The sequence below is a fragment of the Streptococcus mitis SK1080 genome (assembly GCF_000220085.1).
GTDB classification, from domain to species: Bacteria; Bacillota; Bacilli; order Lactobacillales; family Streptococcaceae; genus Streptococcus; species Streptococcus mitis_K.
Genome location: NZ_AFQV01000029.1, coordinates 54789 through 78288, shown reverse-complemented (window position 1 = coordinate 78288; position 23500 = coordinate 54789). Strand labels below are relative to the sequence as shown.

Below are 23500 nucleotides of genomic sequence, written 5' to 3'. Positions count from 1 at the left end.
TAATGGTTATATCTGCTACAGATAGAAGGTCCGTTGGTCAAGGGGTTAAGACACCGCCTTTTCACGGCGGTAACACGGGTTCGAATCCCGTACGGACTATTTTATCCGCCATAGCTCAGTTGGTAGTAGCGCATGACTGTTAATCATGATGTCGTAGGTTCGAGTCCTACTGGCGGAGTATAGATAAAAGGGAACACAGCTGTGTTCCTCTTTTTGTATCAATTTGTATCACCAAGCATCTTCATAAGGAAGTCTGTTATTTCTTGAGGACTTTCTTTTTTTCCATGTGCAATCCAAGTTTGGCAAACACCAAAAAGTGCGTGAGTTAGATAGATGCTACTATATTCTAATTCAGTGGTATTGAGATTCAGTTGCATAAATCGCTTTTGTAAATCTGTACTGAGCATGATATGAAGTTTATTTCGTAAGAAATTTTGGATTTCTTTAGTCCCATTTTCAGAAAGAAGGGCAGCCAGAAGTGGTTCTGACTCCAGATATTCAAAGACTTCTAAAATAGCGTCTCTTTTGTGATGAGCATGTTTTTGAAAAATATATTCAAATGTATGAAATAGCTTGCTTTGATAGTGCTCAATCATATCATACTTATCCTTATAGTGAGTATAGAAGCTGGAACGACTAATTCCGGCTTTTTCTGCTAACTTGACAGTAGAAATTTGATCAAATGGCTGTTCCATAAGTAATTGTACCATAGCATTTTCAATAGTTCGCTTTGTTTTTAAGCGTTTGTTACTTTCTTTCATATTTCCTCCTTATAAACAAATTAGACTATATGTCTAAAAATGGATTTTTTATCTTGTAATTTAGATTTTTTAATGTATAATCTATTATATCAAAATTTTAGACAATATGTGTAAAAAGGAGAAGCTATGTTTAAAGAATGGAAAGCAATTTTTAAAAAACCAACCTTTATTATTGTCATGATAGGAATTTCTCTTATTCCAGCTCTGTACAATATCATATTTTTATCCTCAATGTGGGATCCATATGGGCAATTGTCTGACTTACCTGTGGCAGTTGTCAATAATGATAAAGAGGCTTCCTATAATGGTAATACTATGGCAATAGGAAAAGACATTGTGTCCAATTTAAAAGAAAATAAAACCTTGGATTCTCATTTTGTAGATGAAGAGGAAGGAAAGAATGGATTGGAAGATGGCGATTACTATATGGTAGTGACTTTACCCAGTGATTTATCTGAAAAAGCAGCTTCTATTTTAACGGATCATCCAGAGCAAATGCAGATCGATTATCAGACTTCAAGTGGTCATAGCTTTATTGCCAGCAAGATGAGTGATTCTGCTATGACACAATTAAAGCAGAGTGTTTCTACCAATGTAACCGAGACCTATACTAAAGCCTTATTTAACAAAATGATTGATTTAAAGGATGGTATGAGTCAAGCAGCTTCTGGTAGTGAAAAATTAACTGATGGAGCGAATCAGTTAGTGGCAGGAAGTCAAACATTAACTACCAACCTACACTCTTTAGCAGCTTCAAGTTTAACATTTTCAAATGGAACGGAGCAGTTTACTAAAGGATTATCTGCTTATGTTTCTGGTGTCGAACAACTTCATCTTGGCTTAGGGAATTTTAATAGTGGTTTAGTTACATATACTGGTGCAGTGAGTCAATTAGATAGCGGATTAGGTCAATTAGCTTCTAAAAGTCCTGAATTAGCAAGGGGAATCAATCAGTTATATACTGGTGTAGAATCCTATACTGGCGGTGTTTCTCAGCTTAATGCTGGTCTTAATCAATTTTCATCTGGTGTTAGTGCCTACACCAAGGGAGTGGGAAGTCTTACAACAGGTGCTAGTCAGTTATCTAATCAATCAGCTACACTTCGAATGGGGGTGGAGCAATTAAGTGAAGGGATTCAACAACTTTCTAGCAAGTTAGATGCTTCGTCTGGGAAAAAAGATCAAATTAATCAATTATCTTCTGGTCTAAATCGGTTAAATCAAGCTATTCAAAATATTGATGTTGGAGATACAAAACAATTAGATTCTGTTTTATCAAGTATAGCATCTCTTTCTAATCAAATGTTAGCAAGTGCTCAGTCTGAAAAAGCAACTACATTAGCAAATATTCAATCGACAGCAGCTTATCAATCTTTGACAAGTGAGCAACAAGCTGAAATAAGTGCTTCTGTATCTCAAAATTCGACTGATAGTATTCAATCGGCTCAGTCAATTGTAGCTTTAGTACAAGGTTTACAGGGAAGTTTAGAAAAATTACAAAATCAATCTTCTAATCTTTCGATTTTAAAAAATCAAGCTAATCAAGTATTACCGCTTGCTTCTACTTCTTTGACAGGATTGTCAAGTGGATTAACAGAAATACAGGGAGCAGTGACGAGGAAATTAGTTCCTGATAGTCAGTCGATTACATCAGGTGTAAATGAATATACTGCAGGTGTTGATAAAGTTTCTCAAGGCGCAAGTCAACTAAGTGAAAAGAATTCCACCTTGACAGGTAGTCTGGATCAACTAGTTTCAGGCTCAACTACCTTGACACAAAAATCTTCTAACTTGACAGCAGGAGTTGGTCAATTAGCTGAAAAAACTCCAGAATTAGTGTCTGGTATTGAAAAATTATCAACTGGCTCTAACCAATTGAATCAAAAGAGTCAAGAATTGATGGCAGGAGTTGATAAATTGCAGTCAGGATCTAGCCAACTAGCTGACAAATCCAGTCAGTTAATTTCAGGTGCTTCTCAATTAGAAAGTGGAGCTAATAAATTGGCAGATGGAGCTGGGAAGCTAGCAGAAGGTGGAACAAAGTTAACTTCTGGATTGGAAGGTTTACAGACAGGAGTTGCTTCTTTGGGACAAGGATTAGGTAATGCTAGTGATCAACTCAAGTCAGCATCAACGGAATCTAAAAATGCAGAGATTTTGTCAAATCCACTCAATCTTTCCAAAACTGACAATGACCAAGTTCCTGTAAATGGAATTGCAATGGCTCCTTATATGATATCAGTTGCTCTCTTTGTTGCAGCAATATCAACGAATATGATCTTTGCGAAGCTACCTTCAGGACGTCATCCAGAGAGCCGTTGGGCTTGGTTGAAATCTCGAGCTGAAATAAATGGTATTATAGCTGTTTTAGCAGGGATTTTGGTATATGGAGGAGTTCATCTTATTGGTTTAACTGCTAATCATGAAATGAGAACATTTATTCTTATTATCCTAACAAGTTTAGTATTCATGTCTATGGTGACCACTTTAACAACATGGAATAGCCGTATAGGAGCTTTCTTTTCTCTTATCTTGCTTTTATTACAGTTAGCATCAAGTGCAGGTACTTACCCACTTGCTTTGACAAATGATTTCTTTAGAGCTATTAATCCCTGGTTACCAATGAGTTATTCAGTTTCGGGATTACGACAAACAATCTCTATGACAGGAAATATTCATCATCAAGTCATCTTACTTGTAGTGATACTAGCTCTATTTACTGGTTTAGGTATGCTAGCCTATCAACCTAAGAAAATGGAAGAAGATTAAAAAAATCGACCAATTGGTCAATTTTTTTAGGCCTTAGATGACTTTCGTCTGTGATTATAGATTCCAAATAGTAAAAGAGAAGTAAAGGAACAGATTGCTCCAGTAATAAAACCATTGGGAGTGAAGGAAAGTGTAATAGTTCCTTTCCCCTTAGGAATATCAACTTTCATAAAACCAGTTTGAGCTTGTTTAATTTCTATTTTCTTACCATCTTGGTAGGCAGACCAACCTTTGTCATAAGGAATGGTGAAGAAAATGGACGTATCTTGTTTAACATCATATGTAGCAAAGACCTTGTTTTTAGAAGTTGATACTGTTACAGGTTGTTCTTTAATTTTTTGAATTGCCTCGGTGAAAGTTTTGGTATCTAAACGATAGAAGGTAGGAGATTCAAATGATACTTGTGAATTTTCAGGGAAACTAACATGAATATTGAAAGTTTTTGTATCTTTTGTATAGCCTAGATTAAAGAAGGAGAAGACATTATCAGTTGTAAAAGTTTTCTTTTCTCCATTTACAAGGATGTCAACCTTTTTTTGTTTGTCATTAGAAAAGTGAAGGTTTGTGAAAGAAAGATAAACTTGGCTGTTTTCTGGCACTTCAATTTGATACTGGATTGCTGCATCCTCATTTGAAGAGCTTGTAACACTAATCAAATCATCAGTACTCTCTGTTTTTTCATAGGGTATTGGATAAAAATAATCAAAATCGACGTTAGCAAGTTGATTTAAAAACGAGGATTGATTATCCAAAGTGTGTTCATTGAACTTGACATCATTGTAAACAGATTGACTAGCAAAGGCAATCGGAAGAGAGAATTGATTTTCATATAGGGTAAGATTATCTTTTTGATATACATCTTGGAAACCATACTTATCAATAGGGTTTTCTGAGATATTGTACTGGATGCCAAATAAACTATCAGCCAAAATACTATTATTGGCATAGCGGAGATTGAGATTAGTCCCAGAGGATTTAAACCCAAGTTTATCCAAAGTAGAGCTTGCTGAACGATTTCGAACAGATGAAAATTGAGAGATTCCATTGTAGTTGAATTTCATACTGTCATTTCCTGTCTGAGTTTGTAGTTTCTCAGTACGAGTAAATTGATTTCCAATATATGTTGAGAAAGATTCCATAGCTGGGATATCTCGATTATATGCACTTCGAGAAGCAAATCCCCATTCTTTAGCAATTCCATCTATTTGAGATGAAGCATTTAAACTTATTTCAATCATTATAAATAAAGAGATTAGAATGGCAAATAGATTTACAGAGACAAACTTTTTGATAACTGCAAGGAGTAAAAGCGAATAGACAACCAAAAATTCAAGAGTAAGCAGAATATTCAAATCTGTTAAAAAAGAATAATGTGATTTTAGATAGATGGTAGCTAAAAATCCTGTTACTATAAGAAAAAGCGAAACTAAAAAATTCCAGATTTTAATTTCTTTCAGACGATTTAAGACTTCCGCTGCTGTGTAAATTAACAAGGTAGAGAAAATCCAAGCATAGCGATGTAAAAACATGTTTGGAGTATGCATGCCTTGCCAAAATAAATCAAGAGCTTCTATATAAAAGCTTGCAATTAGAAATGCAAAGAAGATTGCATAGATAAGTTTCACGTGAAACTTAATGGATTTCAGTGTAAAAAATAAAATGGTCAAAATAAAGGGAAGTAGTCCTACAAAAATCATTGGAATAGCCCCATACTTTGTTGTATCAAAGGAACCAATGAATTGCTTAGCAAAAAGATCAAGACACCAGCTACTTTCAGTTTGAAACTTTGTAACTTCAGTCAATTTTTCCCCATGTGTCTGTAAATCAAACAGAGTGGGAAGAGTCATAATCAAACTAGCCGTACCAGCTAAAAAGGAGATAACTATGAAATCAAGAAAAGATGATTTTCGAGTTTTAAAGTTCCAAGAAATTTGACAGAGATACCAGAAAATAAGAAACAATGCTGTCATGTAGCCAAAATAATAGTTTTGGATAAATAAGATTGACAGACTTGTAAAGTATAATAAGAATTTCTTTTCAGTTATAAGTAGGTGTAAACCAGTGATAATTAAAGGAATCAAGATAAAAACATCTAGCCAGGTTTTTATCTCTAATTGACTGACAGAGAAACTCATCAGAGCATATGAAGTAGATAAAGCTAGTTTTAAAGGCTTAGGAATCAATTGAAATAAATTATTTAAACTAAAGTAAGTTGACAGTCCAATCAATCCAAATTTTAAGAGAGTTGTCAGATAGACAGCATCTGGCATATTCGTTAGATCAAAAAAGTAAACTAGTGGTGAAAAGAAACTACCCAAGTAATAACTAGATAGGGCATAGAAATTTAATCCGAGGCCACTTGTAAAGGTGTAAAACAGACTACCATTTCCATGTAGGATATTTCGTAAGGCTACATCAAAAATAATGTATTGATGAAAGCCATCTCCTAATAGAGGAGAGTTGTCACTATTCCAGTAGATACCTTGAGATAGATATACTCCTATCATAATGATTATGGGAATGATGAAAGAAACAAAATAGATCCAATATGTTTTAAAAAATAATTTCATGTTACCTCATAAAATGTTAGAAAACTCAGCTGGTTACCCCAACTGAGTTTTGAAGTTTTATTTAGTCTTTCCAAAGTTCTTTAACTTTTGCTTGTACTTCTGCATTTTCTAGGAATTCATCGTAGGTTTCATCAATACGATCGATGACGCCATTTTTAGACAAGACAATGATATGGTTAGCTAGAGTTTGAATAAACTCGTGGTCATGGCTGGCAAAGATGATTGATTCTTTAAAGTTTTTCAATCCATCATTCAAGCTTGAGATAGATTCCAAGTCTAAGTGATTGGTTGGATCATCAAGTACAAGGACATTTGATTTCAAGAGCATGAGTTTTGAAAGCATGACGCGGACTTTTTCTCCCCCTGATAAGACGTTGACAGGTTTGTTAACCTCATCTCCAGAGAAGAGCATACGACCGAGGAAACCACGTAGGAAAGTATTGTCATCTTCTTCTTTACTTGCGAATTGACGCAACCAGTCAAGGATTGATTCTCCCCCTGCAAAATCAGCTGAGTTATCTTTTGGAAGGTAAGATTGACTAGTAGTAACTCCCCACTTGACAGTTCCTTCATAGTCAATATCTCCCATGATTGCACGAATCAATGCAGTCGTTTGGATATCATTTTGTCCAATAAGAGCTGTCTTATCACCTGGACGTAAGATAAAGCTGATATTATCTAAAATAGTCTCACCATCAATCTTTACAGTTAGATTTTCTACTGTCAAGAGATCATTACCAATCTCACGTTCCGCTTTAAAGTTGATAAATGGATATTTACGACTAGATGGTACAATTTCTTCAAGTTCAATCTTATCAAGCATTTTCTTACGTGATGTTGCTTGTCTTGATTTAGAAGCATTGGCAGAGAAACGAGCTACGAATTCTTGCAATTGCTTAATTTTTTCCTCTGCTTTTGCATTACGGTCTGCTAGCAATTTAGCAGCAAGCTCAGAAGATTCCTTCCAGAAGTCGTAGTTTCCGACATAGAGTTTGATTTTTCCAAAGTCAAGGTCGGCCATGTGAGTACATACTTTGTTTAAGAAGTGACGGTCGTGGGATACTACGATAACTGTGTTATCAAAGTCAATCAAGAAGTCTTCTAACCAAGTAATCGATTGGATATCCAAACCGTTGGTAGGCTCGTCCAAAAGAAGAACATCAGGTTTACCAAAAAGTGCTTTGGCAAGGAGAACCTTTACTTTCTCACCGTTGGCCAATTCGCTCATGTTTTGGTAGTGTAATTCTTCTGGGATATTTAGGTTTTGAAGGAGTTGAGAGGCTTCACTCTCTGCTTCCCAACCTCCAAGTTCGGCAAACTCTCCTTCGAGTTCGGCAGCACGAACCCCGTCCTCGTCTGAGAAATCTTCCTTCATGTAGATGGCATCTTTCTCTTTCATGATGCTATAAAGTTTTTCATTTCCCATGATAACAACATCAATGGCACGTTCATCTTCATAGTCAAAGTGATTTTGACGGAGAACAGAGAGACGTTCATCTGGACCAAGAGAGATGTGACCAGTAGTAGGTTCGATATCTCCAGCTAAAATTTTTAAAAAGGTTGATTTTCCGGCACCATTAGCACCGATTAATCCATAAGTATTTCCTTCTGTAAATTTGATATTGACATCATCAAAAAGTTTGCGATCACTAAAACGTAGTGAAACATCAGATACTGTAAGCAATGTTTTTCTCCTATATGTGTAATATATTTATTCTACTAGAAAATACGGAAATATTCAAATTTTTATCTGTCAATTTTGTGTAAATTATATTTACATTATACTTTACACAAATCCGTGAATAGTAAGGTTGATTTATTTTGATAAATTGCGGTTATTTCATTAAAAAAATGCTATAATTGAAGGGACTATATCGAAGGAGAACAAAATGACTAAACCCATTATTTTAACAGGAGACCGTCCAACAGGAAAATTGCATATTGGACATTATGTTGGAAGTCTCAAAAATCGAGTATTATTACAGGAAGAGGATAAGTATGATATGTTTGTGTTCTTGGCTGACCAACAAGCCTTGACAGATCATGCCAAAGATCCTCAAACCATTGTAGAGTCTATCGGAAATGTGGCTTTGGATTACCTTGCAGTTGGATTGGATCCAAGTAAGTCAACTATTTTTATTCAAAGTCAGATTCCAGAGTTGGCTGAGTTGTCTATGTATTATATGAATCTGGTTTCATTAGCACGTCTGGAGCGTAATCCAACTGTCAAGACAGAAATTGCTCAGAAAGGATTTGGAGAAAGCATTCCGACAGGATTCTTGGTCTATCCAATAGCTCAAGCAGCTGACATCACAGCTTTCAAAGCTGATTATGTTCCTGTTGGGACAGATCAGAAACCAATGATTGAGCAAACTCGTGAAATTGTTCGTTCTTTTAACAATGCATATAACTGTGATGTCTTGGTAGAACCGGAAGGTATTTATCCAGAAAATGAGAGAGCAGGGCGTTTACCTGGTTTAGATGGAAATGCTAAAATGTCTAAATCACTCAATAATGGTATTTATTTAGCTGATGATGCGGATACTTTGCGTAAAAAAGTAATGAGTATGTATACAGATCCAGATCATATCCGCGTTGAGGATCCAGGTAAAATTGAAGGAAATATGGTTTTCCATTATCTAGATGTTTTTGGTCGTCCAGAAGATGCTCAAGAAATTGCTGACATGAAAGAACATTATCAACGAGGTGGTCTTGGTGATGTGAAGACCAAGCGTTATCTACTTGAAATATTAGAACGTGAACTGGGTCCTATTCGTGAGCGCCGTATTGAATTTGCTAAGGATATGGGAGAAGTTTATAATATGCTTCAAAAAGGTAGTGAAAGAGCGCGTGAAGTTGCAGGTCAAACCCTATCTGAGGTTAAAGGAGCAATGGGACTTCATTACTTTAACTAAGTTTATTTTACAAGAAACTATCATTTCTATCTCAAAGAAAAGATAGTTTTTTATTTACCCCTGTAACATTTGACAAATTTTTATAGAATGGTATGATAGATACAATATAAAAAGAGTCAAGCTCAAAAAGAAAGAAAAGAGGAAACTTCGAATGTCTAATTGGGACACTAAATTTTTGAAAAAAGGTTTTACCTTTGATGATGTATTGCTTATTCCAGCTGAAAGTCATGTGTTGCCTAACGATGCTGATTTAACAACTAAATTGGCAGATAATTTGACTTTAAATATCCCAATTATTACCGCTGCCATGGACACAGTTACAGAGAGTCAAATGGCCATTGCTATTGCTCGTGCAGGCGGTCTCGGAGTTATCCATAAAAACATGTCAATTGCTCAACAAGCAGACGAGGTTCGTAAGGTAAAACGTTCTGAAAATGGAGTTATTATTGATCCCTTCTTCTTGACGCCTGAACATACAATTGCTGAAGCAGATGAGCTTATGGGTCGTTACCGCATCAGTGGTGTTCCAGTTGTTGAAACACTTGAAAATCGTAAATTGGTTGGTATTTTGACAAACCGAGATCTTCGTTTTATTTCAGATTATAATCAACCAATTTCAAACCATATGACTAGTGAAAATCTTGTGACTGCTCCTGTGGGTACAGATCTTGCAATAGCTGAGAGCATTCTTCAAGAACACCGTATTGAAAAGCTTCCGTTGGTAGATGAAGAAGGTCGTCTTTCTGGTTTGATTACTATCAAAGATATTGAAAAAGTTATTGAGTTTCCAAATGCTGCTAAAGATGAGTTTGGTCGTCTACTAGTTGCAGGTGCAGTAGGTGTTACTTCAGATACATTTGAACGTGCAGAGGCTCTTTTTGAAGCAGGAGCGGATGCGATTGTTATTGATACTGCACATGGTCATTCTGCAGGTGTCTTGCGTAAAATTGCTGAGATTCGTGCTCACTTCCCAGATCGTACTTTGATTGCTGGAAATATTGCTACTGCTGAAGGTGCACGTGCCCTTTATGAAGCAGGTGTAGACGTTGTTAAGGTTGGGATTGGTCCAGGTTCTATCTGTACAACTCGTGTGATTGCTGGTGTTGGTGTTCCGCAAGTAACAGCTATCTACGATGCTGCAGCTGTTGCGCGTGAATACGGTAAAACGATCATTGCTGACGGTGGAATCAAGTATTCTGGAGATATTGTAAAAGCCCTTGCTGCAGGTGGAAACGCTGTTATGCTTGGATCAATGTTTGCTGGAACAGACGAAGCACCAGGTGAAACTGAAATCTTCCAAGGACGTAAATTCAAGACTTACCGTGGTATGGGATCAATCGCAGCAATGAAGAAAGGTTCAAGCGATCGTTATTTCCAAGGTTCTGTCAATGAAGCAAACAAACTTGTTCCAGAAGGAATTGAAGGCCGTGTTGCTTATAAAGGAGCGGCAGCTGATATCGTCTTCCAAATGATTGGTGGTATTCGCTCTGGTATGGGTTACTGTGGTGCAGCTAACCTTAAAGAACTACACGATAATGCTCAATTTATTGAAATGTCTGGTGCTGGTTTGAAAGAAAGCCATCCTCATGATGTACAAATTACGAATGAGGCACCAAATTATTCTATGTAAAAAAATGAAAAGAACTCCCGTGAAAACAGGAGTTCTTTTACAATATTGTCAAGTTTTATTTACAGCAACTTTACCGTCCTGAATAGTGAAAATACTTAGATTTTCTGGTAGATTTTGAAGATGATCTAAGCTTGTTGTTGTAATAAAGGTTTGGATTGAATGAGAAATCGTTTCTAATAATTTTAACTGTCTAGTGTTGTCGAGTTCACTCATGACATCGTCAAGTAATAATATCGGAGATTCTGTAGTAATACTTTCCATTAATTCGATTTCTGCTAATTTTATAGAAAGGACGAGACTACGATGTTGGCCTTGACTTCCGAAACTAGCATCCATCCCATTTATATAAAAAGAAATGTCATCTCGATGAGGACCAACACCGGTGTTCTTTTTAAATAAATCTCTGGACCTACTTTTTTCTAAAGCAATTTTGAAAGATTCTGATAAGTCTTCTTTGTCAGTTGGCTTTACAGAAGATTGATAGGCTATTGACAACTCTTCAATCTGATTAGAGAGTTCAAAATGTTTCTTACGGCCAAAATGCTCTAGTTTTTTTATGAAATCTAAGCGGTGATTCATTACACGACATCCATAATCAATTAGCTGATCATCTAGTACTGAAAGGAAGGTTTCATCTATTTTTTGAGCTGATTTTAGATAGGTATTTCTTTGCTTAAGAATATGGTTATAATTGGTTAAATCTGATAAATAGATTGGCTTAATTTGTCCAAGCTCCATATCAATGAATTTTCGTCGAACTGAAGGTGCTCCTTTAATTAGTTGTAAATCTTCAGGAGCAAATAAGACAACATTCATGTGTCCTACATAATCTGAAAGTCGTGCCTGTTTTAAGTAATTAACTTTTGTTACACGGCCTTTTTGTGTTAGTTCTATTTCTAGAGGAATGGATCCCGTTTTTTTCTGAATAAGACCTGAAAGATGAAGTTGTTCCTCATCAAAATGAATGAGATTTTTATCGGTTCGAGTTCGATGACTACGTGTTAAGGCTAAAAAATAGATAGCCTCTAACATATTTGTTTTACCTTGTGCATTGCGTCCTAAAAAGATATTTAATTTAGGATTAAAGTCTATTTTCGTCTCTTTGTAGTTACGAAAAGTTTTAAGAGATAGGTGTTGTAGCCACATGATTATCTACCAGGGAATCGCGGAGCTTGTTTGCTTTTGGGTGATGAAGAAAGTTTCGATTTGTCTTTTTTTATTCCTTTATTCATCTCCTTAACAAGTTTAGCGATTCGTTCTTTTTCAACTTTATCAGCTTGGTATTCATCTTGCTCCTCAGAAGTAGGTTGTGTCAACAAAATGTCAATATTCATGTCAGGGATGTCAATTTTATCGCCAATACGAAGTTTTTTACCGCGACGACTCTCTAATTCCCCATTAAAGTAAACAGAATGTTCAGAGAGAAAGGATTTGATAGCTCCTCCGCTATGTGTGATTCCAAGTTCTTTGAGTAGTGCTTGGAGGGTAATAAATTCTTCAAATAATTTGTATTCCATAATTCACCTCAATCTTTGGTATTATACCATATTTTCCTAAAAATAGTGAGAGAAACAGGGAGAAATGTAAGCGATTTTTATTTCAAAAGTGTTACAGAGAACAAGAAAATTTCAGGTTTTCGTGATATAATAGAAGTCTGTATATAAGGAGGTAAATCATGGAGTTAGTGCATGGAATTTCAACACATTTTATCCAATCAAAAAAGTTTAAAACGAACAAAATCACCGTGCGTTTTACAGCTCCATTATCTCTTGATACGATTGCAGGTCGCATGTTGAGTGCGAGTATGCTAGAGACTGCTAATTTGATGTACCCTACTTCTCAAGCTTTGAGAAGACATTTGGCCAGTCTATACGGTACAGATATGTCAACCAATTGTTTCAGAAGAGGGCAAAGCCACATTATAGAATTGACATTTACCTATGTTCGTGATGAGTTTTTAAGTAGGAAAAATGTGTTAACTTCACAGGTTTTGGAACTAGTAAAAGAAACTCTTTTCTCACCTGTAGTAGTTGATAATGGGTTTGATCCGGCCTTATTTGAAATTGAGAAAAAACAATTGCTAGCAAGTTTAGCAGCTGATATGGATGATTCTTTTTATTTTACACATAAAGAATTGGATAAATTATTTTTTCATGACGAACGTCTCCAATTGGAATATAGTGATTTACGAAATCGTATTTTAGCTGAAATTCCACAAAGTTCTTATTCTTGTTTCCAAGAATTTTTGGCCAATGATCGAATCGATTTCTTTTTCCTAGGTGATTTTAATGAGGTTGAAATTCAAAATGTATTAGAATCATTTGCCTTTAAAGGTCGAGAAGGAGATGTGAAGGTCCAGTATTGTCAACCTTATTCCAATATCCTTCAGGAAGGTGTGGTTCGGAAAAATGTGGGACAATCCATTTTGGAATTAGGCTATCATTGCTCTGCTGAATATGGTAATGAGCAACATTTACCCATGATTGTAATGAATGGTTTACTTGGTGGATTTGCTCATTCTAAGCTCTTTACAAATGTCCGTGAAAATGCTGGATTGGCTTATACCATTTCAAGTCAGCTTGATTTGTTTAGTGGATTCTTGAGGATGTATGCTGGTATCAATCGAGAAAATCGGAACCAGACTCGTAAAATGATGAATAATCAACTGATTGATTTAAAAAAAGGATATTTTACAGAACTTGAATTAGAGCAGACCAAGGAAATGATTCATCGGTCGTTGTTACTTTCTCAAGATAATCAATCTTCATTGATTGAACGTGCTTATCAAAATGCCTTACTTGGAAAATCTTCAGCAGACTTTAAAAGTTGGATTGCAAAACTCGAGCAAGTTGACAAAGATGATATTTGTAGAGCAGCTAATAATGTGAAACTACAGGCGATTTACTTTATGGAAGGAATAGAATGACAAAGGTTGTTTTTGAAGAAAAATACTATCCAGCTGTAAAAGAAATGGTTTATCGAACTCGTTTGGCAAACGGATTGACAGTAGCTCTTTTGCCTAAAAAGGAATTTAAAGAGGTTTACGGGAGTGTAACTGTACAGTTTGGATCGGTAGATATGCTTGTCACAGAAGTTGACGGAGATGTAAAACAACATCCTGCAGGAATTGCTCATTTTCTTGAACATAAATTATTTGAGAGGGAAGATTCTAGCGATTTGATGTCGGCTTTTACGAGTATAGGTGCAGATAGTAATGCCTTTACAAGCTTTACAAAAACAAACTATCTTTTTTCATCGACGGATTATCTCTTAGAGAATTTAGATTTACTTGATGAATTGGTAACATCAGCACACTTTACTGAAGCTTCCATTTTGAGAGAGCAGGATATTATCCAGCAAGAACGAGAAATGTATCAAGATGATCCAGATTCGTGTTTATTCTTTTCAACCTTAGCGAATTTATATCCTGGTACTCCTTTAGCAACTGATATAGTTGGAAGTAAGGAGTCCATTTCCCAAATCAATCTAACTAATTTGCAAGAAAATTTTACAAGGTTTTACAAATCTGTAAACATGTCTCTGTTTTTAGTTGGTAATTTTGATGTAGAGCTAGTTCAGGGTTACTTTGAAAGAAAAGAACTGAAAGATTTAGATGTTCAGGAAGTAACAAGAGAGAAGTTTGTTTTACAAGATGTAAAGCAAACAGACAGTATGAGAATGGAAGTGTCTTCTCCTAAATTAGCGATTGGGATTAGAGGTAAGCGAGAAGTGGCTGAAGCGGATTGCTATCGACATCATATTTTATTAAAATTATTGTTTGCAATGATGTTTGGTTGGACTTCGGATCGTTTTCAAAAGTTATATGAATCAGGTAAAATAGATGCGTCCCTATCTCTTGAAATTGAAGTAACAAGTCGCTTTCATTTTATTATGTTGACAATGGATACAAAAGAGCCAGTTGCTTTATCTCATCAATTTAGGAAGGCCATTCGTAATTTTACAAAGGATTTAGATATTACAGAGGATCATTTAGATATTATCAAAAGAGAGATGTTTGGAGAATTTTTCAGTAGCATGAACTCTCTTGAATTTATTGCAACGCAATATGATGCTTTTGAACATGGTGAGACAATTTTTGATTTACCAAAGATTTTACAGGAAATTACTTTAGAGGATGTCCTTGAAGCAGGGCATCACTTAATAGATGAAGGGGATATAGTTGATTTTACAATATTCCCATCGTAGTAACCTATCATAATAGACACTAGAAAGAAGGGATGACAAGTATGAGGAAAAAAACAATTGGTGAGGTTTTACGATTAGCTAGAATCAATCAGGGATTGAGTTTAGATGAATTGCAGAAAAAAACAGAAATCCAGTTAGATATGTTGGAAGCAATGGAAGCAGACGATTTCGATCAACTTCCAAGTCCTTTTTACACGCGTTCTTTCTTGAGAAAATATGCATGGGCTGTTGAGTTAGATGACCAAATTGTTTTGGATGCTTATGATTCTGGGAGTATGATTACTTATGAGGAAGTAGATGTTGATGAAGATGAGTTGACAGGTCGTAGACGTTCAAGTAAGAAAAAGAAGAAAAAAACATCCTTTTTACCTTTATTTTATTTTATCCTTTTCGCCTTATCGATTTTAATTTTTGTGACCTATTATGTTTGGAACTATATTCAAACTCAACCAGAGGGGTCTTCTCTTTCTAATTACAGTGTGGTTCAATCAACAAGTTCAATAAGTTCAACTAGCTCTGTTCCCCACTCCTCAAGTAGTAGTTCATCTAGCAGTTCTTCTAGTGTAGAATCAGCTATAAGTGTATCAGGTGAAGGAAATCATGTAGAAATCGCTTATAAGACAAGTAAGGAAACAGTTAAATTGCAATTGGCAGTTTCAGATGTTACAAGTTGGATCAGCGTTTCAGAAAGCGAACTTGAGGGCGGTGTAACCTTATCACCGGATAATAAAAGTGCAGAAGCAACAGTTGCAACAAAAAATCCTGTAACAATTACGTTAGGTGTTGTAAAAGGTGTTACTTTGACAGTAGATAATCAGACTGTTGATTTATCGAAATTAACAGCGCAGACTGGACAAATCACTGTAACCTTTACTAAAAATTAAGGAAAAACGAATGAAAAAAGAAAAAATTCCCAATCTCTTAACAATAGGTCGAATTCTCTTTATACCTATTTTTATCTTTATTTTAACGATAGGAAATTCGATAGAGAGTCATATGGTAGCGGCTATTATCTTTGCTATTGCCAGTATTACAGATTATTTAGACGGATATTTAGCTCGTAAATGGAATGTGGTCAGTAATTTTGGTAAATTTGCAGATCCCATGGCGGATAAATTACTAGTTATGTCGGCTTTTATTATGCTGATTGAGTTAGGTATGGCTCCTGCTTGGATTGTTGCAGTGATTATCTGTCGTGAGTTGGCTGTGACAGGTTTAAGGCTTTTATTGGTTGAAACTGGTGGAACGGTTTTAGCAGCAGCAATGCCTGGGAAAATTAAAACTTTCAGTCAGATGTTTGCGATTATTTTCTTGCTATTACATTGGACTTTGCTTGGTCAAGTTCTACTTTATGTAGCCTTGTTTTTCACTATCTACTCTGGCTATGATTATTTCAAGGGTAGTGCCTATGTATTTAAAGGGACATTTGGTTCGAAATGAAATCAATAATTGATGTAAAAAATCTTTCTTTTCGCTATAAAGAAAATCAGAAATACTACGATGTGAAGGATATTACGTTTCACGTGAAACGTGGAGAATGGCTTTCGATTGTAGGGCATAATGGTAGTGGTAAATCAACGACGGTTCGATTAATTGATGGCTTACTGGAAGCAGAATCCGGAGAGATTGTAATTGATGGCCAACGACTGACTGAGGAAAATGTTTGGGATATACGCCGTCAAATCGGTATGGTTTTTCAAAATCCAGATAATCAATTTGTTGGAGCGACTGTTGAAGATGATGTTGCCTTTGGTTTGGAAAATCAAGGACTTTCTCGTCAAGAAATGAAAAAGAGAGTGGAAGAAGCTCTGGATTTGGTTGGTATGTTGGACTTTAAAAAGAGAGAGCCGGCGCGTCTATCGGGTGGTCAAAAGCAACGTGTGGCTATTGCAGGTGTTGTAGCCCTAAGACCAGCTATTCTAATCCTAGATGAAGCAACGAGTATGTTGGATCCTGAGGGTCGTAGAGAACTGATTGATACAGTAAAAGGAATTCGAAAAGACTATGATATGACGGTCATTTCCATTACCCATGATTTGGAAGAAGTCGCCATGAGTGATCGTGTATTGGTCATGAAAAAAGGGGAAATTGAATCAACCAGCAGTCCAAGAGAACTTTTCTCTCGAAATGATTTAGATCAAATTGGATTAGACGATCCTTTTGCCAATCAATTAAAACATTCTTTGAGCCAGAATGGCTATGATTTACCTGAAAATTATTTGACAGAAAGTGAGCTAGAGGATAAGCTATGGGAATTGCTCTAGAAAATGTGAATTTTATATATCAAGAAGGGACTCCCTTAGCTTCAACAGCTTTGTCGAATGTTTCTTTGACGATTGAAGATGGTTCTTATACGGCTTTAATTGGGCATACAGGTAGTGGCAAATCAACTATTTTACAACTCTTAAATGGTTTATTGGTGCCAAGTCAAGGAACTGTGCGAGTTTTTGATACCTTAATCACTTCGACTTCTAAAAACAAAGATATTCGTCAAATTAGAAAACAGGTTGGCTTGGTATTTCAGTTTGCTGAAAATCAGATTTTTGAAGAAACGGTTTTGAAAGACGTTGCTTTTGGACCGCAAAATTTTGGAGTTTCTGAAGAAGATGCGGAGCAGATTGCGCGTGAGAAACTGACTTTGGTTGGAATTGATGAATCACTTTTTAATCGCAGTCCGTTTGAGCTATCAGGTGGACAAATGAGACGTGTGGCCATTGCAGGTATACTTGCCATGGAACCAGCCATATTAGTCTTAGATGAACCCACAGCAGGCCTGGATCCTCTGGGAAGAAAAGAGTTGATGAACTTGTTCAAAAAACTCCATCAGTCAGGGATGACCATTGTCTTGGTAACGCATTTGATGGATGATGTTGCTGAATATGCAAATCAAGTCTATGTGATGGAAAAGGGACGTTTAGTTAAGGGTGGTAAACCAAGTGATGTCTTTCAAGATGTTGTCTTTATGGAAGAAGTGCAGTTGGGAGTGCCTAAAATTACATCCTTTTGTAAACGATTGGCGGATAGAGGCGTGTCATTTAAACGATTACCGATTAAGATAGAGGAGTTCAAGGAGTCGCTAAATGGATAGTATGATTTTGGGGCGTTATATCCCAGGGGATTCGATTGTTCACCGATTGGATCCGCGTAGTAAATTACTTGCTATGATGCTACTGATTTTAATTGTTTTCTGGGCTAATAATCCCTTGACGAATCTAATTCTTTTTATAGCGACAGGGATATTTATTGCTTTGTCAGGAGTATCTCTTTCATTCTTTATTCAGGGCTTGAAATCTATGTTTTTCTTGATTGCCTTCACAACTATTTTTCAACTGTTTTTCATTTCTAATGGGAATGTTTTATTTGAGTTTTCGTTTGTGAGAATCACAGATTATGCTTTGCAACAAGTTGGAATTATCTTTTGTCGCTTTGTATTGATTATTTTCTTTTCAACTTTGTTAACCTTAACGACCATGCCCTTAAGTTTGGCCTCAGCTGTCGAAGCTTTATTAGCGCCTTTAAAGCGTGTGAAAGTTCCAGTTCATGAAATTGGCTTAATGCTATCTATGAGTTTGCGTTTTGTTCCGACCTTAATGGATGATACGACGCGGATTATGAATGCACAGAAAGCGCGTGGAGTGGATTTTGGTGAAGGAAGCATTGTTCAAAAGGTGAAGGCTATGATTCCCATTTTGATTCCTCTTTTTGCAACAAGTTTAAAACGTGCAGATTCCTTGGCTATCGCTATGGAAGCGCGTGGGTATCAGGGTGGAAAAGGCAGAAGTCAATATCGACAACTGAAATGGACTCTAAAGGATACGCTGACCATTCTTGTTATTCTCGTACTGGGTTGTTGTTTATTTTTCTTAAAATCTTAGTAGCTTTCAGGAATTGATAAAAGTTACTGTAACAGTTTTTGATATAAAGGTAGGGATATGAACCGTTTTAAAAAATCAAAATATGTCATTATTGTTTTTGTCACTGTTTTGCTTGTGTCAGCTCTCTTAGCGACGACTTATTCAAGTACAATTGTGACAAAATTAGGAGATGGAATCTCATTGGTTGATAGAGTTGTTCAAAAACCTTTTCAGTGGTTTGATTCTGTCAAATCAGATTTGGCTCATTTAACACGAACTTATAATGAAAATGAAAGTTTGAAGAAACAGATTTACCAATTAGAAGTTAAATCAAATGAGGCGGAAAGTTTAAAGACAGAAAATGAACAACTGCGCCAATTGCTTGATATGAAGTCCAAATTGCAAGCTACAAAGACTTTAGCAGCAGATGTTATTACGCGTTCTCCAGTATCTTGGAAGCAGGAATTGACCCTGGATGCAGGTAAATCAAAAGGGGTTTCTGAAAATATGTTAGCCATTGCAAATGGTGGCTTGATTGGGAGTGTCTCAAAAGTAGAGGACAACTCTACCATGGTTAACCTTCTGACAAATACGGAAAATGCTGATAAGATTTCTGTTAAAATTCAACATGGTTCTACTACAATTTATGGGATTATTGTTGGCTATGACAAGGAAAATGAAGTTCTTAAAATTAGTCAATTAAATAGCAATAGCGATATTAGTACAGGCGATAAGGTGACAACGGGGGGATTAGGAAACTTTAACGTTGCGGATATTCCTGTTGGTGAAGTGGTTGCCACAACGCATAGTACGGACTACTTGACACGAGAAGTAACTGTTAAATTAAGTGCAGATACTCATAATGTGAATGTGATAGAATTAGTGGGGAATTCATAATGAGACAGTTGAAGCGGGTTGGAGTATTTTTATTGCTTCCTTTCTTTGTTCTAATTGATGCCCATATTAGTCAGCTTCTGGGCTCATTTTTTCCCCACGTGCAGTTGGCTAGTCATTTTCTATTTTTGTTTCTCTTATTTGAGACGATTGAAGTATCAGAGTATTTCTACCTAGTCTATTGTTTTGTGATAGGCTTGGTTTACGATGTTTACTTTTTCCATCTAATAGGGATCGCAACTCTCTTATTTATCTTATTGGGAGCCCTTCTTCATAAATTGAATAGTGTTATTTTGTTGAATCGTTGGACAAGAATGCTAGCCATGATTGTCCTGACCTTCCTGTTTGAAATGGGTAGTTATCTTTTGGCTCTTATGGTAGGGCTGACAGTGGATAACATGTCGATTTTTATAGTCTATAGCTTGGTACCGACGATGATTTTAAATTTTTTATGGATTACTGTTTTTCAATTTATTTTTGAAAGATATTATCTATAAGAAAGAAACAAAAATGTAACAAAGGCGTAATATTCATTAGGCCTTTTTTGGTATACTAGTATTGTCTTTAAAAGAAGGAGTATCTACGTAATATGAAGAAAAAAATCTTAGCGTCACTTTTATTAAGTACAGTAATGGTTTCTCAAGTAGCTGTTTTAACAACTGCGCATGCAGAAACGACTGATGACAAAATTGCTGCTCAAGATAATAAAATTAGTAACTTAACAGCACAACAAGAAGAAGCCCAAAAACAAGTTGATCAAATTCAGGAGCAAGTATCTGCTATTCAAGCAGAGCAATCAAACTTGCAAGCTGAAAATGATAGATTACAAGCAGAATCTAAGAAACTCGAGGGTGAGATTACAGAACTTTCTAAAAACATTGTTTCTCGTAACCAATCTTTGGAAAAACAAGCTCGTAGTGCTCAAACAAATGGAGCCGCAACTAGCTACATCAATACAATCGTAAACTCAAAATCAATTACAGAAGCTATTTCACGTGTTGCTGCAATGAGTGAAATCGTATCTGCAAACAACAAAATGTTAGAACAACAAAAGGCAGATAAAAAAGCTATTTCTGAGAAGCAAGTGGCAAACAATGACGCAATTAATACAGTTATTGCAAATCAACAGAAGTTGTCTGATGATGCACAAGCTCTAACAACGAAACAAGCTGAGTTGAAGGCTGCAGAATTAAATCTTGCTGCTGAGAAAGCGACAGCTGAAGGGGAAAAAGCAAGTCTATTAGAACAAAAAGCAGCTGCTGAGGCAGAGGCTCGTGCAGCAGCAGCAGCAGAAGCGGCTTATAAAGAAAAACAAGCTAGCCAACAACAATCAGTACTTGCTTCAGGTAATACAAACCTAGCAGCACAGGTACAAGCAGTATCTGAATCTGCAGTAGCACCTGTTCAGGCTAAAGTACGTCCAACATATAACACAAATGCCTCAACTTATCCAATTGGTGAATGTACATGGGGAGTAAAAACCTTGGCACCTTGGGCTGGAGACTACTGGGGTAATGGAGCACAGTGGGCTACAAGTGCAGCAGCAGCAGGCTTCCGTACAGGTTCAACACCTCAAGTTGGTGCGATTGCATGTTGGAATGATGGTGGATATGGACACGTAGCAGTAGTTACAGCTGTTTCATCATCAACAAGTATTCAAGTATCAGAATCAAACTATGCAGGTAATCGCACACTTGGAAACCACCGTGGATGGTTTAATCCAACAACGACTTCTGAAGGTTTTGTGACATATATTTATGCAGACTAATTAGAGAGAGGGACTCGAATAGAGCCCTCTTTTTTAGGTTTTACCAGAGACAATAACGATTAAAAATCCCATCAAAATAGCTTGAAAATATCGAAAAAGTATGGTAGAATAAAAATTGTCGTGTGAACGATAATACTCATTCTTGATGAATTGTGAAGCAGTTGCCCTTGGGTCGTTTTGCGAGTTGAAGTCAAGAAGAGGAAAAAAACAAAAAGGAGAAATACTCATGGCAGTAATTTCAATGAAACAACTTCTTGAGGCTGGTGTACACTTTGGTCACCAAACTCGTCGCTGGAACCCTAAGATGGCTAAATACATCTTTACAGAACGTAACGGAATCCACGTTATCGACTTGCAACAAACTGTAAAATACGCTGACCAAGCATACGACTTCATGCGTGATGCGGCAGCTAACGATGCAGTTGTATTGTTCGTTGGTACTAAGAAACAAGCAGCTGATGCAGTTGCTGAAGAAGCAGTACGTTCAGGTCAATACTTCATCAACCACCGTTGGTTGGGTGGAACTCTTACAAACTGGGGAACAATCCAAAAACGTATCGCTCGTTTGAAAGAAATCAAACGTATGGAAGAAGATGGAACTTTCGAAGTTCTTCCTAAGAAAGAAGTTGCACTTCTTAACAAACAACGTGCACGTCTTGAAAAATTCTTGGGTGGTATCGAAGATATGCCTCGTATTCCAGATGTGATGTACGTAGTTGACCCACATAAAGAGCAAATCGCTGTTAAAGAAGCTAAGAAATTGGGAATCCCAGTTGTAGCGATGGTTGACACAAACACTGATCCAGATGATATCGATGTAATCATCCCAGCTAACGATGATGCTATCCGCGCTGTTAAATTGATCACAGCTAAATTGGCTGACGCTATCATTGAAGGACGTCAAGGTGAAGATGCAGTAGCGGTTGAAGCAGCATTTGCAGCTTCAGAAACTCAAGCAGATTCAATTGAAGAGATCGTTGAAGTTGTAGAAGGCGACAACGCTTAATTCATATAAATAGTAATTACCTAGGAGGGCGGGGCTTAGCCCGGCTCTCCTATTTTTAAAAAATATAGGAGAATAAAAATGGCAGAAATTACAGCTAAACTTGTAAAAGAGTTGCGTGAAAAATCTGGTGCCGGTGTTATGGACGCTAAAAAAGCGCTTGTAGAAACAGACGGTGACATCGAAAAAGCGATTGAATTGCTTCGTGAAAAAGGTATGGCTAAGGCAGCTAAGAAAGCTGACCGTGTTGCTGCAGAAGGTTTGACTGGTGTTTATGTTAACGGTAATGTTGCAGCAGTTATTGAAGTAAACGCTGAAACTGACTTCGTTGCGAAAAATGCTCAATTTGTTGAATTGGTAAATACCACAGCTAAAGTTATTGCTGAAGGAAAACCTGCTAACAATGAAGAAGCTCTTGCTTTGACAATGCCTTCAGGTGAAACTCTTGAAGCTGCATACGTATCTGCAACAGCAACTATCGGAGAAAAAATCTCATTCCGTCGCTTTGCATTGATTGAAAAAACAGACGCACAACACTTTGGAGCTTACCAACATAACGGTGGACGTATCGGTGTTATTTCAGTTGTTGAAGGTGGAGACGAAGCACTTGCTAAACAATTGTCAATGCATATCGCAGCGATGAAACCAACAGTTCTTTCTTACAAAGAATTGGATGAGCAATTCGTTAAAGATGAGTTGGCACAATTGAACCACGTTATCGACCAAGACAACGAAAGCCGTGCAATGGTTAACAAACCAGCTCTACCACACTTGAAGTATGGATCAAAATCTCAATTGACTGATGAAGTGATTGCTCAAGCTGAAGCTGACATTAAAGCTGAGTTGGCTTCAGAAGGCAAACCAGAAAAAATCTGGGACAAAATTATCCCAGGTAAAATGGATCGCTTCATGCTTGACAACACTAAAGTTGACCAAGCTTACACACTTCTTGCACAAGTATACATCATGGATGATAGCAAGACAGTTGAAGCATATCTTGAATCAGTTAACGCTTCAGTAGTTGAGTTCGCTCGCTTTGAAGTTGGTGAAGGTATTGAGAAAGCTGCAAACGACTTTGAAGCTGAAGTTGCAGCTACAATGGCAGCAGCCTTGAATAACTAATTATAGAA

General features: G+C 36.6%; 20 protein-coding genes and 2 tRNA genes. 17 read left to right on the top strand and 5 right to left on the bottom strand.

The window, feature by feature from the left end; translation table 11 throughout:
* The first annotated feature begins 27 nt into the window (after positions 1–27).
* Positions 28–99: transfer RNA gene (locus tag HMPREF9957_RS11875), tRNA-Glu, on the top strand.
* Positions 100–104: 5 nt separating this feature from the next.
* Positions 105–178: transfer RNA gene (locus HMPREF9957_RS11870), tRNA-Asn, on the top strand.
* Positions 179–218: 40 nt separating this feature from the next.
* On the opposite strand, the gene HMPREF9957_RS11865 is transcribed toward HMPREF9957_RS11870, so the two are convergent.
* Positions 219–761 carry a TetR/AcrR family transcriptional regulator gene (locus HMPREF9957_RS11865; RefSeq protein WP_000665088.1) on the bottom strand — a complete coding sequence of 181 codons (543 nt, stop codon included), beginning with the start codon at positions 759–761 and terminating at the stop codon, positions 219–221.
* A gap of 126 nt (positions 762–887) precedes the next feature.
* Here HMPREF9957_RS11865 and HMPREF9957_RS11860 point away from each other — a divergent pair, with 126 nt between their 5' ends.
* Positions 888–3530 (top strand): YhgE/Pip domain-containing protein, encoded by a 2643-nt coding sequence (locus HMPREF9957_RS11860; RefSeq protein ID WP_000472056.1) that lies wholly within the window; start codon positions 888–890, stop codon positions 3528–3530.
* 26 nt (positions 3531–3556) lie between these two features.
* Here HMPREF9957_RS11860 and HMPREF9957_RS11855 read toward each other — a convergent pair whose 3' ends face one another.
* Together HMPREF9957_RS11855 and HMPREF9957_RS11850 are read right to left on the bottom strand one after the other, a co-directional pair.
* Entirely contained in the window at positions 3557–6100 is a 2544-nt protein-coding gene (locus HMPREF9957_RS11855; protein ID WP_000764971.1) for a YfhO family protein, read from the bottom strand.
* 61 nt (positions 6101–6161) lie between these two features.
* Positions 6162–7784: an ATP-binding cassette domain-containing protein gene (locus HMPREF9957_RS11850; RefSeq protein ID WP_000958772.1), complete on the bottom strand. Its 1623-nt coding sequence runs from the start codon at positions 7782–7784 to the stop codon at positions 6162–6164.
* 205 nt (positions 7785–7989) lie between these two features.
* On the opposite strand from HMPREF9957_RS11850, the gene trpS reads away from it, so the two are divergent.
* On the top strand, positions 7990–9015 hold the full coding sequence (gene trpS, locus HMPREF9957_RS11845; RefSeq protein ID WP_000165450.1) for a tryptophan--tRNA ligase: 1026 nt from the start codon (positions 7990–7992) through the stop codon (positions 9013–9015).
* A 151-nt stretch (positions 9016–9166) separates the two neighbouring features.
* Positions 9167–10645, top strand: a complete 1479-nt coding sequence (gene guaB / locus HMPREF9957_RS11840) for an IMP dehydrogenase (RefSeq protein WP_000073402.1) — start codon at positions 9167–9169, stop codon at positions 10643–10645.
* A 48-nt stretch (positions 10646–10693) separates the two neighbouring features.
* On the opposite strand, the gene recF is transcribed toward guaB, so the two are convergent.
* Positions 10694–11791, bottom strand: a complete 1098-nt coding sequence (recF, locus tag HMPREF9957_RS11835) for a DNA replication/repair protein RecF (RefSeq protein WP_000266647.1) — start codon at positions 11789–11791, stop codon at positions 10694–10696.
* Positions 11792–11793: 2 nt separating this feature from the next.
* The gene (gene yaaA / locus HMPREF9957_RS11830) at positions 11794–12162 is read right to left on the bottom strand and encodes a S4 domain-containing protein YaaA (protein ID WP_000455895.1); all 369 of its coding nucleotides are present in this window, start codon (positions 12160–12162) and stop codon (positions 11794–11796) included.
* Between the two features lie 158 nt (positions 12163–12320).
* On the opposite strand from yaaA, the gene yfmF reads away from it, so the two are divergent.
* The 12 genes from yfmF to tsf all read left to right on the top strand — a co-directional run bounded on the left by yfmF (position 12321) and on the right by tsf (position 23492).
* A complete protein-coding gene (gene yfmF / locus HMPREF9957_RS11825) occupies positions 12321–13571 on the top strand; it encodes an EF-P 5-aminopentanol modification-associated protein YfmF (protein ID WP_000424284.1) in 1251 nt (416 codons plus the stop codon).
* Positions 13568–14851: an EF-P 5-aminopentanol modification-associated protein YfmH gene (gene yfmH, locus HMPREF9957_RS11820; RefSeq protein WP_000170206.1), complete on the top strand. Its 1284-nt coding sequence runs from the start codon at positions 13568–13570 to the stop codon at positions 14849–14851. Before yfmF ends, yfmH begins: the two co-directional genes overlap by 4 nt.
* Positions 14852–14892: 41 nt before the next feature.
* Positions 14893–15735, top strand: a complete 843-nt coding sequence (gene rodZ / locus HMPREF9957_RS11815; RefSeq protein WP_001227965.1) for a cytoskeleton protein RodZ — start codon at positions 14893–14895, stop codon at positions 15733–15735.
* Positions 15736–15745: 10 nt separating this feature from the next.
* The gene (gene pgsA, locus HMPREF9957_RS11810; RefSeq protein ID WP_000711730.1) at positions 15746–16291 is read left to right on the top strand and encodes a CDP-diacylglycerol--glycerol-3-phosphate 3-phosphatidyltransferase; all 546 of its coding nucleotides are present in this window, start codon (positions 15746–15748) and stop codon (positions 16289–16291) included.
* Positions 16288–17115 (top strand): energy-coupling factor ABC transporter ATP-binding protein, encoded by an 828-nt coding sequence (locus HMPREF9957_RS11805; RefSeq protein WP_000835707.1) that lies wholly within the window; start codon positions 16288–16290, stop codon positions 17113–17115. Before pgsA ends, HMPREF9957_RS11805 begins: the two co-directional genes overlap by 4 nt.
* On the top strand, positions 17100–17939 hold the full coding sequence (locus HMPREF9957_RS11800; protein WP_000510407.1) for an energy-coupling factor transporter ATPase: 840 nt from the start codon (positions 17100–17102) through the stop codon (positions 17937–17939). Before HMPREF9957_RS11805 ends, HMPREF9957_RS11800 begins: the two co-directional genes overlap by 16 nt.
* Positions 17932–18726 (top strand): energy-coupling factor transporter transmembrane component T family protein, encoded by a 795-nt coding sequence (locus tag HMPREF9957_RS11795; protein ID WP_000377898.1) that lies wholly within the window; start codon positions 17932–17934, stop codon positions 18724–18726. Before HMPREF9957_RS11800 ends, HMPREF9957_RS11795 begins: the two co-directional genes overlap by 8 nt.
* Positions 18727–18783: 57 nt before the next feature.
* A complete protein-coding gene (gene mreC, locus HMPREF9957_RS11790; protein ID WP_001078979.1) occupies positions 18784–19602 on the top strand; it encodes a rod shape-determining protein MreC in 819 nt (272 codons plus the stop codon).
* The gene (gene mreD / locus HMPREF9957_RS11785) at positions 19602–20096 is read left to right on the top strand and encodes a rod shape-determining protein MreD (protein ID WP_001249459.1); all 495 of its coding nucleotides are present in this window, start codon (positions 19602–19604) and stop codon (positions 20094–20096) included. Before mreC ends, mreD begins: the two co-directional genes overlap by 1 nt.
* A 92-nt stretch (positions 20097–20188) precedes the next feature.
* Positions 20189–21367, top strand: coding sequence for a peptidoglycan hydrolase PcsB (pcsB, locus tag HMPREF9957_RS11780; RefSeq protein WP_000727007.1), 1179 nt, complete (start codon positions 20189–20191; stop codon positions 21365–21367).
* A gap of 226 nt (positions 21368–21593) precedes the next feature.
* Positions 21594–22373 (top strand): 30S ribosomal protein S2, encoded by a 780-nt coding sequence (gene rpsB / locus HMPREF9957_RS11775; protein WP_000268464.1) that lies wholly within the window; start codon positions 21594–21596, stop codon positions 22371–22373.
* A gap of 78 nt (positions 22374–22451) precedes the next feature.
* On the top strand, positions 22452–23492 hold the full coding sequence (gene tsf, locus HMPREF9957_RS11770) for a translation elongation factor Ts (protein WP_000808072.1): 1041 nt from the start codon (positions 22452–22454) through the stop codon (positions 23490–23492).
* Positions 23493–23500 lie beyond the last annotated feature (8 nt).